The organism is Mycolicibacterium sphagni (assembly GCF_002250655.1).
Taxonomy (GTDB): Bacteria; Actinomycetota; Actinomycetes; order Mycobacteriales; family Mycobacteriaceae; genus Mycobacterium; species Mycobacterium sphagni.
This window is the reverse complement of the sequence record NZ_NOZR01000068.1, coordinates 1-441: the sequence shown is the minus strand read 5'-3', so window position 1 is coordinate 441 and position 441 is coordinate 1. Positions and strand designations below refer to the sequence as shown.

At 62.1% G+C, this 441-nt stretch carries 1 protein-coding gene; it reads left to right on the top strand.

Annotated elements, in window-relative coordinates; genetic code table 11:
- Nucleotides 1–63 precede the first annotated feature (63 nt).
- The gene (locus CG716_RS29425; RefSeq protein WP_234818102.1) at nucleotides 64–387 is read left to right on the top strand and encodes a DUF2563 family protein; all 324 of its coding nucleotides are present in this window, start codon (nucleotides 64–66) and stop codon (nucleotides 385–387) included.
- Nucleotides 388–441: the final 54 nt, after the last annotated feature.

The following is a 441-nucleotide window of genomic DNA, read 5'->3' as shown; positions in this document are numbered from 1 at the left end:
AGTTGACCAGCAGACGAACCGTAGTACCCTCGTGCTAACAGCTAACATGCCAGGGGGTGTGCGGTGCAGGTCGACGTGGGTGAGATGCGCTCCGGCGCAAACCGGTCTTACAACGCGGCTGATCGTGCCAACGACGGGGCCAACACCCTTGGCCGAGCAGCCGTCAACTCGGGAATCTTTGGTGACTTTGCGGCCGCGGAACTGTTCCACTCAGCGCTGAGTCAGACGCACGCTCACCACGTGAACCGCATGCACGGCCATTGCAGCTTGCTCGGGGCGCTTGGCGACAAGGCGCACCACGCAGCTTCTGGGTTCAGCGAGATGGAGGAACGCAACACCGAAGCCGTACGAGAGGTGCTGTGGCGGGTCTGCTGCACGAATAGGTGACATCTGAGTTGGCTTGCCCCGTGGGGGCGGGCTGAGAGGATGTCAGTATGCCCA